Origin of the sequence: Mesorhizobium helmanticense (assembly GCF_003034915.1) — a bacterium.
GTDB classification, from domain to species: domain Bacteria; phylum Pseudomonadota; class Alphaproteobacteria; order Rhizobiales; family Rhizobiaceae; genus Mesorhizobium; species Mesorhizobium helmanticense.
In genome coordinates this window covers 63,772-77,955 of sequence record NZ_PZJX01000052.1, presented here as the reverse complement: position 1 = coordinate 77,955, position 14,184 = coordinate 63,772, and the positions used below count along the sequence as shown (strand labels likewise).

Here is a 14,184-nt window from a genome sequence, read left to right as displayed (position 1 = left end):
TGTCTGCTCAGATGGTCACGGCGATGTACTTCGCCTCCATGAACTCGGCAACGCCGTGCTTCTGACCACCTTCGCGGCCCAGTCCGCTCTGCTTGACCCCGCCGAAAGGCGCCGCAGGGTCCGACATCAAGCCGCGGTTCAGGGCAATCATGCCCGACTCGATCTTCGATGCCACGCGCATTCCCCTGGCAAGGTCACGGGTGTAGATGTAGGCGGCAAGGCCATATTCGGTGTCATTGGCCTTCGAGATTACTTCCGCCTCGCTGTCGAAGCGCATGATCGGAGCCACCGGACCGAATATCTCCTCGTGGGCCATGACGGCGTCAGCGGACACGTCGCGAAGCACTGTCGGCGGGTAGAAGTAGCCTTTGCCTTCGGCGATCGTCCCTCCGCACAGAACCTTGGCCCCACGGGCAACTGCGTCCTGGACGAGCCGATCGATCTTGTCCACGGCCTTCCTGGTGATCATCGGACCGCATTCGGTTTCCGAGTGTGTGCCAGGGCCAACGTGGAGGGCAGCCATGCGTTTGCGCAATCCATCCGTGAAGGCATCATGGATGCCGGCCTGCACGTAAAGCCGGTTGGCGGCGGTGCAGGCTTCGCCGGCGTTGCGCATCTTGGCGACCATCGCACCGTCGAGCGCTGCTTCCAGGTCGGCGTCGTCGAAGACGATGAACGGTGCATTGCCGCCAAGCTCCATGGAACAGGAGATGACGTGTTTTGCGGCCTCGGCCAGGAGCACGCGGCCGATGCCGGTCGAGCCGGTGAATGACAATTTTCGCACTCGGGGGTCGGCCAGCATGGCGGCCGTCACCGGCCCGGGGTTCGAGGTCGTCAGGACGTTGACGACGCCAGGCGGCACGCCGGCTTCCTCATAGAGCGCTGCAAGCGCATAGGCCGTCAGCGGCGTCTCGCTGGCGGGCTTCAAGATCACGGTGCAGCCTGCTGCGAGCGCCGGCGCGATTTTGCGTGTCGCCATGGCGGCGGGGAAATTCCATGGCGTGATAAGCACGCAGATGCCGATAGGCTGGTAATCAACGACGATCCGGTTCGCGCCAGAGGGTGCGAGGCCGAACTCGCCGCTGATGCGCACCGCCTCCTCTGCGTTCCAGCGAAAAAACTCCGCCGCGTATGCGACTTCGCCGCGCGCATCGCGCAGCGCCTTGCCGTTCTCCAGCGAGATAAGCGCCGCCAACGTCTCCGCCCGTTCGGTCATCAGTTCGAAGCAGCGCCTGAGGATTTCCGAACGCCTGCGTGGCGGTGTTTCGCGCCAACCGGCCGCTGCCCCTGCAGCCGCGTCGACGGCGAGGGCAGCATCCGCGAGCGTGGCATCGGGTACCGCTGCGATCACCGCCTCGGTCGATGGATCGATCACTTCGATCACACGACGATCCGACGAGGGCTGCCAACGGCCACCAATGTAGAGACCATGGGAAAATGTAGCGTAGTCGGACGTACTTTCATCCTCATCGAATATATCTGCGGAAATGTTCATTGGGCGAACTCCTGTCGCATCGTGGCTGCGGCCATGTCACCGTCGTAAGCGGCTCTGACCAGTCTTCGCATCGCGGTGAGGTCGAATGGGCGGGGATTGTTCTTGATCAGCCGGTCGATGCCGAGCGCCTGCTCGGCCGTCCAGTCGATCTTGTCCTCGGGAAGACCCAGTTCGGCCAATGTCGGCGTGATGCCGATGGCGCCGAACAGCCGGCTCACCTCCTGGATGGTGGCGTGCGCCAATGCATCGGCGTTGCCGCCACTCTGCTGGGGCAGGCCGAGCGCGGTGCCGACTTCGGCAATCTCTGCGGCCGCGGCGGGGAGGTTGTAGCTCATCACATATGGCAATGTGGTGGCGACGCCCAGACCATGCGGAGTATGGGTGAGGGCGCCGACCGGATATTGCACCGCATGCGCGGCGGCCGTCCCAGCCGTGCCAAAGGCGCAACCGGCGACCAGCGCTCCCATCATGACGTCGGCTCGGGCAGTCTCGTCCGATCCGTCGCGATATGCCTTTTCGAGACTGCGGCCCAGCAGCCTGATGGCCAGAAGGGCGAAATGGTCGGTCAGAGCGCTCTTGCCGACGAAGACATGCTGTTGCGGCAAATTGTGATCGGTGCCGCGTTTGGCCGCCGTGAAGGCCTCGATTGCGTGCGTCAGCGCGTCGGCGCCGGCGATCGCTGTCAGTGAAGGGGGACATGTCGCCGTCAGGTCCGGGTCGCAGAGCGCCACAGCGGCGATGAGATGAGGGCTCGATATACCCACTTTCAGTGTCCGCTCCGGGTCGGAGATCACGGCGACGGGGGTTACTTCGGAGCCTGTTCCCGCCGTTGTCGGCACTGCGATCACGGGAAGGGTAGGGCCTGGTACCTTGAACTCGCCATAGTAATCCTGGAGCTTGCCGCCATGGCTGAGCAGAAGCGCGGCGCACTTGGCCATGTCGAGGCAACTGCCCCCGCCGATGCCGATCACCATGTCCGGCCTAAAATCCTTCGCCTGCGCAATGCAGGCGGCGACACTGTCGCGTGGCACATCCGGCAGTGTTCGGTCGTAGACCAACGTGTCTATGGCGGCGGCGCGCAAGCCAGCAAGAATCTCGGCAAACTCCGATGTCGTCGCGAAACGCTCATCGGTGCAGACGAACGCGCGCCGCCCGTACCTGGCGGCAACGGCAGGCAACGCATGGCGCTGGCCTTTGCCGAACAGAATTTCGCGCGGCAGGCGCGCCGCTGCAAACAAGGTCATGCACAGGATCCTACAAAGACCGATTGGGGGCGATAAGAATTGGTTTCATTCCAGAGGCCGGCCTCGACGCTTCCGCTCATTCTCACGTGATGCCTTATAAAATCGTATAGGATATAGTATTGAATTGCCCGAAGCATCGTGTTAGTGGGTGCTTCTGTCAAGAGGCAAACAATGCAGAACCCGGACCTGACGGTTGACAATGAGGCCCGCCCGACCGGCCGTATCCAGCGCGCCAACAGCCTCGCCGGCGACGTTTACGAGGCAATCTTCGCGCAATTGATGTCGTTGCGGATTGCTCCGGGATCGCGCATCACCGTCGACAATCTCGTGAAGGAATTCGACGTCTCGCATACGCCCATCCGTGAAGCGCTTGGCCGATTGGAGGGCGAGGGCCTGGTGGTGAAGACCCACCTGATCGGCTATCGGGCCGCCCCGCAAATCACCCGCCGCCGCTTTGACGAGCTTTACGAACTGCGCCTGTTGCTTGAACCTGCTGCCGCGGCCAAAGCCACCGCAACACTGGACGACGACCGCCTTGCCGTGCTGCAGGAGGCGGCTGGCGTAATGGCCCGGCGGGTGGGGAAAGACGAGCGCCTGCGCTATTCGAACTTCGCCCGCCAGGATGCGATATTCCACGACAAGATCGTGGAATTCGCCCAGAACGAACTCATTCGCGAAACGCTGAACCACCAGCATACCCACTTCCATATCTTCCGACTGATGTATCACTCGCGGGTGACCGAAGAGGCGCTAGACGAGCACGAGGCGATTCTCGCTGCCTTGTCTGCGGGCGATCCGGCCGCCGCCGAAAAGGCGATGCGTGTGCACATCGAGAATTCGCGGGACCGGCTCCTGCCTGCGTTCGAGTAGCCATTGCGATGTCGCTTGTCCGGGACGCCGTCGAGCTCGACGCGCCGCTGATCACCCCAGCCAACGCCAAGGAATCCAACACTAAGGAATATTGTCTCACCGAGACCCGTTCCATCCCGATTTCGATCCCCTGGAAGGCGAGGCGCGACGTGCGCCTTGCCCTGCCACAAGCCGAGAGGAAGACCCATGCCAGGCAAAAAGATCTTGATGCTGACCGGTGAGTTCACCGAGGAATATGAAATCTTCGTCTATCAGCAGGCGATGGAAGCGGTGGGCCATACCGTCCATGTCGTGTGCCCCGACAAGAGCGCCGGAGACATGATCAAGACATCGCTGCACGATTTTGAGGGCGATCAGACCTACACTGAAAAGCCCGGTCACAATGCGCTGATCAACAAGACCTTTTCCGATGCTGAGAAGCAGCTGAGCCAATACGACGCCGTCTACTGCGCCGGCGGTCGTGGCCCCGAATACATCCGCACCGACAAGCGGGTGCAGGCGATGGTGCGTCATTTCCACGAGGCCAAGAAGCCGATCTTCACGATCTGCCATGGCGTCCAGATTCTAATTGCGGTCGACGGCGTCGTGCGTGGCAAGAAGGTGGCGGCGCTCGCGGCTTGCGAGCCAGAGGTGACGCTTGCTGGCGGCACTTACATCGACCTATCCCCCACCGATGCCTATGTGGATGGGACGATGGTTTCGGCCAAAGGTTGGACGGCGCTTGCGGCGTTCATCCGCGAATGCCTGAAGGTACTGGGAACGGAAATACGCCACGCTTGAGCCTTTCGCCTCGACGCATTCCTGAGGGGATGCGTCGGTTCCCACAACGGCGCGTCAATTTCGGCGATTCATCAAGTCCCCAATCGGCGACCGGGTTGGGCTTGCGGCTTTCGGTAGCTGCGTTCCTTGGGGATCGGCTATGGCGGCGGTCTCGTTGCGCTCTCATGAACCCGCTGGGCGCGTTCGCCAATCATGTTCTTGTCTGAACCCCAGGATCTCGCGCAGCTTTCGATTTGAGATTGGCCCCTCGAACACGTCCATGGAGCGCGTAATTGGCGTGTCGGGCGCATGCTTCTTGAGAAACTCCGCCGTTGGCGTGTCGGCAACGATGTTGTCGTTGACGGCGTTGAAGATCTGGAATCCCAAACCATTCCTCTCGATGCACAGATGCACGATCTGGCCGAGATCGCGCGCGTCCATATATGTCCAGCCGTCGCGCCGCCGTTTTGAGGCGTCCGCCAGGAACTCCGGAAACCGGACGTAGTCCTGCGGTTCGACAACGCCGCCGATCCTGAGGGCGTAGATGTCGCTCCCTGTGCGCGAAGCGAAGGAACGCGCGATCTTCTCGCCCAGGACTTTGGAAAGGCCATAGCTGTCGGTCGGATCGGTATCGTAGTCCTCATCCACCGGAAACGATGTGAAGTCGCGTTCGCCTTCGGCAAAACACACGCCATAGACCGTTTCACTGGACGCGGTGATGACCTTGCGGATGCCAAGCTTGGTGGCTGCCTCGATAACATTGTAGGTCGACAGCACATTGGCGGCGAACATGGCGTTGTCCGGCCGCAGGAATATCCGCGGAAGGGCCGCGAAATGGACCACGGCGTCGACCGGGCCGCGGCCTTTTCCTCCGAAATATTCGTTGAACCCGAAATGCAGCGTCAGCGCATTGTAGGTCTCGCCTGCGTCGGCAAGGTTGGTGATAATGGTGTCCACACCTGGCACATCAAGCGGTGTCAGGTCGAGGTTCAGGACCTGGTGCCCGCGTTCGAGCAGGTAGGGAATGACGTGACGGCCGATCTTGCCGCTGCCACCAGTGAAGACGATCCGCTTGCCCATGGTTTCCTCCCAACGGCCTTATTCGTCGAGCGGCAGAAGCCTCGCCAGAAGGCATCTCCGCCCAGCGCACGCTATCCGGTCATCCGTTATTCAAAGATGCCGAAGCCAGGCACGGCGTATTTGTGTACGCCGTCCATGTTGAGCTCGACGCCGATGCCTGGCGTGTCGGGTACGACGATGTGGCCATCCTCAACGATCGATTTGGCGCCGTCCGGCAGGCGCACATAACTGTCCCACGCTTCCCGTTCTTCGAGGGCATGCCACTCCAGCACGAGGAAGTTTGGAACGCTCGCACAGACATGGCATGTCGCCATCGTGCCGAGCGGTGTCGACACAAGATGTGGTGCGAATGGCACATAATACATTTCAGCGAGATTCGCGATCTTGCGGCTTTCGGCAAGGCCGCCGCATTTCGGCACGTCGGGCATGATGACGTCGGCGCCATAATTCTGGAACAACTCGCGGAAACCCCAGCGCAGGTAAAGGTTTTCGCCGACGCAGATCGGCGTCTTGGTTCGCATGCGGATCTGCTTCAGGGCCTCGACGTTCTCGGCTGGAATAGGCTCTTCCAGCCACAGAAGATTGAACTGCTCCATCTCCGCTGCAACCCGGCTGGCGCTTAGCACATCGTAGCGTGCGTGCAGGTCGATACAAAGATCGATGTCAGGACCGACTGCCTCGCGCACCGCCGCCACGCGCTCCACCATGAAGCGCAGTTCCGCGCCGTTGATGGTGTGGTTCACGGCATCGAACTTTGCTGGATGGTGCAGATTGTCGATGTCGAATTTCAGCGCCGTGAAGCCCTCGGCCACCATACGGCGGGCACGCGCCGCGCACCCCTCTGGCGATCCCGATTCTTCATCGCCGTCGCCGCAATCGGCATAGAGCCTTATCCGGTCGCGAAACTTGCCGCCGAACATGCGGTAGAGCGGCTGGCCCGCAGCTTTCGCGGCTACGTCCCAGAGCGCCATCTCAAGCCCGGTCAGCGCGATCAAAAAGATACCGGCCTGGGCGCCGGAGAACACATGGTCACGGCGGATCTTGTCCCAGCAATACTCGACGTTGCGCGGATCCTGTCCGATGAGTTCCGACTTCAATTCCGAAATAAGGCCGACGATCGCGGCCGCGCCCGCGTCGGGATTTGCCTCGCCATAGCCGGAGATGCCGGCGTCCGTATCGATACGGATCAGGGTCGCCTTGCCGTGATAGGCGACGACCGCCGTCTTGATGTCCACGATCTTCATCGAACCCTCCCGTTGATGGCGCGCAACGCCTTCAAATTCGCGGCATGCGCGCTTGAGTAAACTTGTCCAATAAGCATACAAGATGAGAGTCGGAAACGTAAACCCCCTTTGCGAAATTTTGCGCCAATGCCACATTGCAATGAATGAAAACATTGAATTAATTAGCAAATCCGTATTCTCATGCAAACGACACAAATACGCCAAAGCCTACTTGTTAGACGAGTATATAAGCGTATAAATTGTATGCCAGCAGGGCGCCAGCCCGTATATGCCGCCAATCAGGAGGAAGAGGATGCAACAGCGACAGTTGGGATCGTCGCCGGTCAAGGTATCGGAGATCGGTCTGGGGACTTGGGGTATGTCCGGCGCCTTTTGGGGCGCGGCCGACGACGAGGAATCGATCCGGGTGATCAGGCGCGCCCTGGAGCTTGGCATCACGCTGATCGACACGGCGGAGGCCTATGGGCATGGCCACGCCGAGGAAGTCGTCGGCAAGGCGTTGGCCGGCAGCCGCGACAAGGCGGTCATTGCGACCAAGGTTGCCCCAAACCATCTCGAACCCGCGGCGATAGAGGTGGCGCTGGACGGTTCGCTGAAGCGGATGCAAACGGACTATGTCGACGTCTATTTTATCCACTGGCCGAACTCGGATTTTCCGATCGGCCCGACTATGGAGATGATGGAGCGGTTGCGGTCGTCAGGCCGCATCAAGGCGGTCGGGGTTTCGAATTTCAGCACCGCCGACATGGACAGCGCTCGCCAGCATGGCGTCATCGACGTGCTCCAACCGCCTTACAACATGCTGTGGCGCGAGGTTGAGGCTGAGACTCTGCCCTATTGCCGCAAGCATAATATCGGCGTGATGCCCTATAGCGGCCTCGCCCAAGGCTTGCTCACGGGGCTGCTGTCGCTGGACACCAAATTCGTCGAAGGCGATGAGCGCCGCACCACCGTTCTGTTCCAGCCGGGCACCTACGAGCGCGCGGTTAACGCCGTCGACACCCTCAAGCCGATTGCGGCGCGCTACGGCAAGACGGTTCCGCAGCTCGCGATCCAGTGGCTTACCAGCAGGCCTGGCGTCAGCTCGCCGCTGGTCGGCGCACGCACGGTCAAGGAACTGGAGGAAAACGTCGAGAGCGTCGGCTGGACGATTTCAGACGCGGACATCGCGGCCATGGACAACATCACCGCACCGGTCTGGGCGGAAATCAAGGACAAGGGCGACATGTTCGGTTTCCGCGCGCGCCAGCGTCAGGAACAGCAAGCGAAAAGCGCCTGATATCGGCCGCGTCCTCCCGGCGCGCAGCGGCGCGGCCAGCCGGATTGCTGGCTGCGCCGCTCGGGAGCATCGGCTGGCGATTTCTTATGGAGGCAGGCCAACGGCGGTGGTGATCTTCAGATGCCGGCGCATCGCCTCTTCCGCCCGTTTTGCATCGCGCGCCAGGAGCGCCTCGTAGATCGCCCTGTGCATCTCAGTCGCCGAGGGCAGGGCATGAGGCATCTGGTTGCTGATGCGTCTGCTCGCCATCTGCCACCACCGGGACGAGTACATGAAGCGGTCGAGAATCCTGTTCTGGGCCGCCCGGCAAATCTCCATGTGGAAATCCAGGTCGAGCTTCAGATAGGCGTCCGCATTGTCCTCGCTGGCCGACATCGCCGCCAGCAGAGTGCCAAGACGCTCAAGATTCTCTTTGGTCATGTGCTTGGCCGCGATGGCGGCGATGGCAGGCTCGATGATTATCCGCGTCGCGTGAGCCTCTGCCAATATCTCGCGCATCTGCTCGGGTGGCAGCCAGTCGATGAGCAATGGGCTGAGATAGTCCCATTCTTCGGCCGGACGCAGCACCACGCGCCGTCCCTGCGCGATCTCGATCATGTCGAGAGACGCCAGGATCTTCAGCGCTTCCCGCGCCACCGCGCGCGAAACCCCGAACTCCTGGAGGATCTGCTGTTCCGACGGTCCTTGGCCGCCGGTGACGCCGCTGCTGGCGATGCGACGTGCTAGCACGCCCGCCACCTGCCTGGGCAAAGTTTGAAGCTTGACCTCCATGGCATCCATCATTAACATCCACTTGTCCGATAAGCTTATAGGCTGATAGCTAGATATGCAGTCAACTTATCCCATAGTGCTCACTAGCCTATAACTCGGCCTGCGTGAAGGGAGGATCGAATGGCGGGTCCAACGTCGCGTCCCCGGCTTCGGTCGTCCGAGATCAGGATCGATATGCTTCGCAGACGCGCGAGGCGCGTTGGAACAAAGGTGCCTAATCGCCCGGCGGGCTCGCAAGGATCGTTCGGGGAGTAATCCAGGCAGTCTCGCTGCGGGAGGAGCAAGCCGCCGCGGATTTGCCAGAAAGGTTGGAAGTCATCGGCCGACCCTTGGAAGGGCCGACCAGTCGCAAACAAGGAGGAGATTGTGATGTCCGCAAGCCTATCGAGACGCAAATTCCTGGCGGCGAGTGCTGCCGTGACGGCCGGCTCGCTCGCCGCGCCGTGGGTCGCCAGGGCGCAGGCGAACGAGATTACCGCGCTGCTGATCACCGGCGGCCCGCTTTACCCCAAATATTGGGAGAAGATTGTCCAGGATTTCACGGCGAAGACCGGCATCAAGGTCCGCTATGACCTGCTGGAATTCACGCCGCTGACATCGAAAGTCGTCACGCTGAGCGCTGCACGATCGAGCCAATACGACGTCTACAGCACCCACACGGCGCAGATAGATTCCTATTTCAACCACTTTGCACCCCTGAACAGCTATTTCAGCGAGTCTGAATTGGCTGAGTTCTATCCGGTTGCGGTCAAGTATCTAAGCGACCCCAAGACCGGCAATCTGGCCGCCATTCCGCGCAATATGGATGCGCGTGTGCAGTACTATCGCAGCGACGTCTACCAGGAGAAAGGCCTGAAGCCGGCCGAGACCTGGGAAGACCTGGTTGACGTGGGCCTCAAACTCACCGGCAACGGCCACTATGGGCTGGTCGTGCCGGGGCAGGGTGACCCCGCCCAGCGCACGTTCAGCGATCTCCTGTGGCAAGCCGGAGGGGATTGGGTCGACCAGGCCAACAAACCGGCCTTCAATTCCGAAGCCGGGATCAAAGCCCTGACGTTCTATCGCGACCTGATCCAGAAGCACAAAATCGTGCCGCCGGATGCGGTCGGATATCAATGGAACGAAAATTCGACCGAACTCTCGTCGGGCACCGTCTATGCCAATTTCGACTGGCCGGGCGCTTTCGCAACCCTGTCCAATCCGGAAACCTCGCGCATCGTCGGCAAATGGTCGACAGCGCCCTACATCCGGGACAAGGCTGCGATCTCATGCGCCATCTCCCACGCCATGGCCCTCAACGGACAGTCTGGACGCAAGGAACCCGCCGTCGAATTCATCAAATATACGGTCGGTCCTGAGGCGCAGCGTCTGCAGTTCGAGCAGTTCACCAACTTTCCCAGCAGCCAGGTGATCGCCAAGGAGGTGATAGCAGCGGCGAAGGGCCCGCAGGCCACATGGCTGCAGCAACTCGAGACGACGATAGCGAACGGCAAGGAGTGGCCGAAGCTGGCCGGCTTCTCGAAAGTCTGCACCTTGATGTTCTCGGCCATCGAACAGGCGCTGACTGACCAGGTCTCGCCGAGCGATTCGCTCAACCAGGCGGCAACCGAGGCTGAGGAGATCATGCGCCGGGCCGGAGCATACGACTGAGGATGCCGCCCGTCGCGCAGCACCAGGTGTCGGGGCGTCGGCGACGTTCGCCGCTGCCCTACACCTGGCAGAGAGGCTACCTCCTGGCCAGCCCGGCGCTCCTCGTCATGGTCGCCATCCTTATCTATCCGCTCGGATACTCTTTCATCATGAGTTTCTTTCGCTGGGATCTGAGCGGCTCCGCGCCGTTTGCCGGGGTGGGCAACTACACCGACGAACTCTTCGGCCGCCAGTTCAACCAGGCACTGCGAAATCAGACCATATTCAGCGTCGTTTCCATCACGATCGAAGTGGTGGCCGGAATGGCGATCGCCGTGCTCGTCAACGGCAAATTGCGCGGCATGCGGTTGGCGCGCACCTTGCTCCTGGTGCCGCCGATGATTGCGCCCGCCGTCGTGGGCCTGAATTTCCGTTGGCTGTTCAACACCCAGTACGGCTTGGTCGACGCGCTGCTGCGCATGTTCAACCTGCCCGAAATTCCATGGCTCAACCACCCGACCTGGGCGCTTGTCTCGGTGATCATCGCCGATGTCTGGCAGAACACGCCGCTGATGGTGCTGCTGTTCCTTGCCGGCCTGCAATCCTTGCCGCAGGAGCCGCTCGAGGCTGCCACGGTGGACGGCGCCACGCCATGGCAGCGCTTCTGGCACATCGTGCTGCCGCTGATGCGTCCGGTCATCATGATCGCGCTGATGCTGCGCATCATCGACACCTTCCGGACCTTCGACGTCGTCTGGCTGATGACCCAGGGCGGGCCGGGCGGCGCCACCAACCTGCTTACCGTCTACTCCTACCTGCTGGCGTTTCAGGCAGTGGATTTCGGACATGCGGCGGCGGTCTCCTACATCGCCCTCGGGATGTCGCTGTTCGTGCTCGGGCTCCTCTACGGAATACCGTGGCTGATTGCGAAACGGAGAGCGATATGACCGACGCCGCAACCGTCGCCACACGCCCCAGGCCAAAGCGCCGGCGCCGCCGGTTCACGGCGGGGACCGCCGGCCAGTACCTGGCGCTCGCCCTGACCGTCGCCCTCACCGTCTTTCCGCTTGTGTGGCTGTTCCTGACCTCGATCCGCAGTTCGGCCGACATCTTCTCGGTGCCGGTGCACATCATCCCCGAGACCGCGACGCTAACGCAATACGTCTCCGTTTTCACGGAGTACGACACGATGGACTATGTCTGGAACACCGTGATCGTCTCGGTGGCGACGGTCATTCTCGTCCATCTGCTGGCCATTCCCTGCGCCTATGCCCTGTCGCGTTTCAGGATGCCGGGCGCCATGCTGATTTTCGGGCTGCTCTTGATCATGCGCATGATCCCGGTCATCGCGCTCGCCATCCCGCTTTTCGCCGTGTTTGCCGCTTTTGGCCTGCTCGACACCATCTGGGCGCTGATCCTGAGCCATACCGCGGCCAAACTGCCCGTCGCCATCTGGCTGCTGCTGGGCTTTATCCAGGATGTGCCGAAAGAGATCGAGGAGGCCGCCCAGTCGGACGGCGCCGGCACGGTGCGCACACTGGTCCAGATCGTGGCGCCATTGATTGCGCCTGGCATTGGGGCCAGCGCGGTCATCACCTTCCTCTTCACCTGGAATGACCTGCTGCTCGCGTTGACGCTGACTTCCAGCAAGGCAGCACAGACGCTGCCAGTCGGGCTTACCAATTTCGTCTCGCAGTTCGGTATCGACTGGGGAGCCATGTCGGCGGCCGGCGTCCTCATGGTCATCCCGACACTGGTGTTTGTCTGGTTTGCTCAAGGCCTGTTGGTCAAGGGTCTGACGACCGGTGCAGTTCGCGGCTGAATTGAGGGATCATGAAAAACTTGATCGACGGGAGGATGAAACGTGGAAGTAGGCCAAGCAGCGGCAATAAAGGACATTTCGCGGCCACCGAGGCAACTGGTCGACGCGCTTGCAGCGATCGGTTCAGCGACCTTGGCCAGCGAGCTTTATCACAAGATGGGTATTCGCGATCCTCAGATCCGAGGGCCCCGGCCGCTAAGGCTCGGCCGCACGGCCGCCGGGCCAGCCCTTACGCTCCAATGCATGCCCAAGCGCGAAGATCTCTACAACGAGACTGAGTACGAGGAGCCAGAGCGCCAACTCCACCGGCACGTGTTGTACCCCACGCAGCCTGGCGACATGGTCGTCGTCGATGCGCGTGGTGACCTTGGCAGCGGTATCTTCGGGGAGATGATGTTGACCTTCTTCGCCGGGCGCGGCGGGGCTGGTGTGGTTGTCGACGGATGTATCCGCGATTCAGCACAGGCGGCTGCCTTGGACATCGGCATCTGGGTGAGGGATGTTACGCCGAATTTCCATGCCCAGACAAACATCGTCCCCTTTGCCGTCAACGTTCCCATCGCCTGCTCGAACGTGCTCGTCATACCGGGAGACATCATCGTCGCCGACGATGATGGCGTGGTCGTGGTACCGGTCGCCCTTGCCCCTAAACTGGTTGAGCTCGCCAGCGAACATGTCGAGTGGGAAGAGTTTTCGCGCTCACGCCTGGCCGAGGGGGGCGACCTGCGGAAATACTATCCATTGAGCCCCGAGGGCGAGGCCGAATACCGCGCATGGCGGCATGCTCAACAGAAATGAGTCGTGCTGGGACGGGAGGACGATAGGTGTCTGCAATTGAGATAGAACAGCTCGGCAAGAGCTTCGGTGCCGTGGAAGTCTTGCGCGACATCAATATCGAAATCGCCAGCGGCGAATTCGTAGTGCTGGTCGGTCCGTCCGGTTGCGGCAAGTCAACGCTGCTGCGCATGATCGCAGGGCTGGAAGAACAGACGACCGGCGAGATCCGCATCGGCGGGCGTGTCGTCGACGAGATGCCGGCCAAGTCGCGCGACATTGCCATGGTCTTCCAGAGCTACGCGCTCTATCCGCATATGAGCGTAGCCGACAATATGAGCTTCGCGCTTCGACTGGCCAAGGTCCCAAGGGAAGAGATCGTCTCAAGGGTGAAGGCAGCTGCCGAGATCCTTGGCCTGCAGGATCTGCTTGGCCGCATGCCGCGCCAGTTGTCCGGCGGTCAGCGTCAGCGCGTTGCCATGGGCCGGGCGATCGTGCGCGATCCTGCCGCCTTCCTGTTTGACGAGCCACTCAGCAACCTCGATGCCAAGCTGCGTGTCAAGATGCGCGCCGAGATCAAGAAGCTTCACCAACGGCTGGGCCGAACGAGCATCTACGTCACTCACGACCAGACCGAGGCGATGACACTTGCCGACCGCATTGTGGTGCTGAACCGAGGCCGGGTCGAGCAGATCGGCACGCCTTCAGAGCTCTACGAGCAACCCGCCAACCTGTTCGTCGCTGGCTTTATCGGGTCTCCGGAAATGAACCTGATCAGGGGCCGAATCGACAACGGCGCATTCGTCGCCGAGCAGGGCCTGCGCTTACCCTTGCCGGAGGACGCTCGGATGGGAGACAGGGATGGAGTAGTCTACGGGATTCGTCCCCAGCACATTGCCGTTGGCGGCAATCACGCCCGGGCGAGGGTTCAGGTCGTCGAGCCGACCGGTGAAGCCCAGGAACTTACCTTAAGTGCGGATGGCCTCGATCTCATGGTCGAGGTACGGGATCGGCCTCCCTTCAAACCGGATCAAGAGATTGGCTTGGAGATCGCGGTAAATAAGGTGCACTTGTTCGATGCCCGAAACGGCACCAGGATTGTTTAATGCATGTCGCGCAAAAGTGTGCAGCGGTTTTGCGGCAACGACATGCATAAAAACAAGAACCTAAAGTGCGTCGCATGAGGCCGGTCGAACGCGACGCGCTTTAGGGCCGGA

The 14,184-nt window shown here is 61.3% G+C and carries 14 protein-coding genes; 9 read left to right on the top strand and 5 right to left on the bottom strand.

The genetic code is table 11. The features are described from left to right. Positions 1 to 7 precede the first annotated feature (7 nt). Positions 8 to 1,495: an NAD-dependent succinate-semialdehyde dehydrogenase gene (locus C9427_RS27835; protein WP_107652250.1), complete on the bottom strand. Its 1,488-nt coding sequence runs from the start codon at positions 1,493 to 1,495 to the stop codon at positions 8 to 10. Next, positions 1,492 to 2,739 (bottom strand): iron-containing alcohol dehydrogenase, encoded by a 1,248-nt coding sequence (locus tag C9427_RS27830; protein ID WP_107652249.1) that lies wholly within the window; start codon positions 2,737 to 2,739, stop codon positions 1,492 to 1,494. The genes C9427_RS27835 and C9427_RS27830 overlap by 4 nt, the downstream gene beginning before the upstream one ends. Before the next feature lie 171 nt (positions 2,740 to 2,910). On the opposite strand from C9427_RS27830, the gene C9427_RS27825 reads away from it, so the two are divergent. The 3 genes from C9427_RS27825 to C9427_RS27815 are packed head-to-tail and all read left to right on the top strand — an operon-like array spanning position 2,911 to position 4,389. Then, positions 2,911 to 3,609: a GntR family transcriptional regulator gene (locus C9427_RS27825; protein ID WP_107652248.1), complete on the top strand. Its 699-nt coding sequence runs from the start codon at positions 2,911 to 2,913 to the stop codon at positions 3,607 to 3,609. 8 nt (positions 3,610 to 3,617) lie between these two features. Beyond that, positions 3,618 to 3,830: a hypothetical protein gene (locus C9427_RS27820; protein WP_107652247.1), complete on the top strand. Its 213-nt coding sequence runs from the start codon at positions 3,618 to 3,620 to the stop codon at positions 3,828 to 3,830. After that, on the top strand, positions 3,796 to 4,389 hold the full coding sequence (locus tag C9427_RS27815) for a DJ-1/PfpI family protein (protein ID WP_107652246.1): 594 nt from the start codon (positions 3,796 to 3,798) through the stop codon (positions 4,387 to 4,389). The genes C9427_RS27820 and C9427_RS27815 overlap by 35 nt, the downstream gene beginning before the upstream one ends. A gap of 162 nt (positions 4,390 to 4,551) precedes the next feature. Here the strand turns inward: C9427_RS27815 and C9427_RS27810 are convergent, their stop codons facing one another. Together C9427_RS27810 and C9427_RS27805 are read right to left on the bottom strand one after the other, a co-directional pair. Next, positions 4,552 to 5,448, bottom strand: coding sequence for an NAD-dependent epimerase/dehydratase family protein (locus C9427_RS27810; protein WP_107652245.1), 897 nt, complete (start codon positions 5,446 to 5,448; stop codon positions 4,552 to 4,554). An 86-nt stretch (positions 5,449 to 5,534) separates the two neighbouring features. After that, a complete protein-coding gene (locus C9427_RS27805; RefSeq protein WP_107652244.1) occupies positions 5,535 to 6,692 on the bottom strand; it encodes a mandelate racemase/muconate lactonizing enzyme family protein in 1,158 nt (385 codons plus the stop codon). A 292-nt stretch (positions 6,693 to 6,984) separates the two neighbouring features. Between C9427_RS27805 and C9427_RS27800 the strand changes: the two genes are divergently transcribed. Further along, positions 6,985 to 7,971 (top strand): aldo/keto reductase, encoded by a 987-nt coding sequence (locus C9427_RS27800; protein ID WP_167434509.1) that lies wholly within the window; start codon positions 6,985 to 6,987, stop codon positions 7,969 to 7,971. A gap of 84 nt (positions 7,972 to 8,055) precedes the next feature. On the opposite strand, the gene C9427_RS27795 is transcribed toward C9427_RS27800, so the two are convergent. Further along, on the bottom strand, positions 8,056 to 8,760 hold the full coding sequence (locus C9427_RS27795) for a FadR/GntR family transcriptional regulator (RefSeq protein WP_245437190.1): 705 nt from the start codon (positions 8,758 to 8,760) through the stop codon (positions 8,056 to 8,058). Positions 8,761 to 9,111: 351 nt separating this feature from the next. Here C9427_RS27795 and C9427_RS27790 point away from each other — a divergent pair, with 351 nt between their 5' ends. From C9427_RS27790 to C9427_RS27770, 5 genes are all read left to right on the top strand, one after another. Next, positions 9,112 to 10,392, top strand: coding sequence for an extracellular solute-binding protein (locus C9427_RS27790; RefSeq protein ID WP_097576051.1), 1,281 nt, complete (start codon positions 9,112 to 9,114; stop codon positions 10,390 to 10,392). Positions 10,393 to 10,394: 2 nt separating this feature from the next. Beyond that, positions 10,395 to 11,318, top strand: a complete 924-nt coding sequence (locus C9427_RS27785; protein WP_097576050.1) for a carbohydrate ABC transporter permease — start codon at positions 10,395 to 10,397, stop codon at positions 11,316 to 11,318. Beyond that, on the top strand, positions 11,315 to 12,193 hold the full coding sequence (locus tag C9427_RS27780; protein WP_097576049.1) for a carbohydrate ABC transporter permease: 879 nt from the start codon (positions 11,315 to 11,317) through the stop codon (positions 12,191 to 12,193). The genes C9427_RS27785 and C9427_RS27780 overlap by 4 nt, the downstream gene beginning before the upstream one ends. 66 nt (positions 12,194 to 12,259) lie before the next feature. Next, the gene (locus C9427_RS27775; RefSeq protein WP_107652325.1) at positions 12,260 to 12,991 is read left to right on the top strand and encodes an RraA family protein; all 732 of its coding nucleotides are present in this window, start codon (positions 12,260 to 12,262) and stop codon (positions 12,989 to 12,991) included. 26 nt (positions 12,992 to 13,017) lie between these two features. Continuing rightward, complete coding sequence (locus C9427_RS27770) at positions 13,018 to 14,073, top strand: ABC transporter ATP-binding protein (protein WP_107652242.1); 1,056 nt, start codon at positions 13,018 to 13,020, stop codon at positions 14,071 to 14,073. Positions 14,074 to 14,184: the final 111 nt, after the last annotated feature.

Bases quoted from the DNA above. Each gene is read 5' to 3' on its own strand.
- C9427_RS27830 (WP_107652249.1), bottom strand. From the start codon at position 2,739: ATGACCTTGTTTGCAGCGGCGCGCCTGCCGCGCGAAATTCTGTTCGGC.
- C9427_RS27810 (WP_107652245.1), bottom strand. From the start codon at position 5,448: ATGGGCAAGCGGATCGTCTTCACTGGTGGCAGCGGCAAGATCGGCCGT.
- C9427_RS27795 (WP_245437190.1), bottom strand. From the start codon at position 8,760: ATGTTAATGATGGATGCCATGGAGGTCAAGCTTCAAACTTTGCCCAGG.
- C9427_RS27790 (WP_097576051.1), top strand. From the start codon at position 9,112: ATGTCCGCAAGCCTATCGAGACGCAAATTCCTGGCGGCGAGTGCTGCC.
- C9427_RS27825 (WP_107652248.1), top strand. From the start codon at position 2,911: ATGCAGAACCCGGACCTGACGGTTGACAATGAGGCCCGCCCGACCGGC.
- C9427_RS27835 (WP_107652250.1), bottom strand. From the start codon at position 1,495: ATGAACATTTCCGCAGATATATTCGATGAGGATGAAAGTACGTCCGAC.
- C9427_RS27785 (WP_097576050.1), top strand. From the start codon at position 10,395: ATGCCGCCCGTCGCGCAGCACCAGGTGTCGGGGCGTCGGCGACGTTCG.
- C9427_RS27800 (WP_167434509.1), top strand. From the start codon at position 6,985: ATGCAACAGCGACAGTTGGGATCGTCGCCGGTCAAGGTATCGGAGATC.
- C9427_RS27780 (WP_097576049.1), top strand. From the start codon at position 11,315: ATGACCGACGCCGCAACCGTCGCCACACGCCCCAGGCCAAAGCGCCGG.
- C9427_RS27820 (WP_107652247.1), top strand. From the start codon at position 3,618: ATGTCGCTTGTCCGGGACGCCGTCGAGCTCGACGCGCCGCTGATCACC.
- C9427_RS27805 (WP_107652244.1), bottom strand. From the start codon at position 6,692: ATGAAGATCGTGGACATCAAGACGGCGGTCGTCGCCTATCACGGCAAG.
- C9427_RS27815 (WP_107652246.1), top strand. From the start codon at position 3,796: ATGCCAGGCAAAAAGATCTTGATGCTGACCGGTGAGTTCACCGAGGAA.